The following is a 281-nucleotide window of genomic DNA, read 5'->3' as shown; positions in this document are numbered from 1 at the left end:
ACCAAGGAACTCCAGGACCAGTCTTTGGAGGGGTCACAGGAGTATGTGGAGAGACTTCGAAGGGTGCAGTGACGTCTTCACGAACCTCAGGGAGCTTCTCATCACGGATGTACTCTACGAGGTTATGGACTGTGATCTTTTCGACACGGTGTCCCTTACCCTTCTGAGTATCATAGACAGCGATGTCTACCGTGACTTCAGAACCGTTACCAAGAGAGACAGGCTTGCCACGACGGACAATCTTGTCAGCCATATCCTGTGGATACGAATAGACTCTCTTC

1 protein-coding gene is annotated in these 281 nt (G+C 50.5%); it reads right to left on the bottom strand.

Annotated elements, in window-relative coordinates; genetic code table 11:
* A partial coding sequence (locus H6A60_RS13075) for a hypothetical protein (protein ID WP_205105296.1) occupies window positions 1-253 on the bottom strand: 253 nt, incomplete at its 3' end.
* Window positions 254-281 lie beyond the last annotated feature (28 nt).

The sequence above is a fragment of the Sutterella massiliensis genome (assembly GCF_016899755.1).
GTDB classification, from domain to species: Bacteria; Pseudomonadota; Gammaproteobacteria; order Burkholderiales; family Burkholderiaceae_F; genus Sutterella; species Sutterella massiliensis.
Note: the sequence above shows the minus strand (reverse complement) of the source record. Positions and strands in the feature narration are given on the sequence as shown.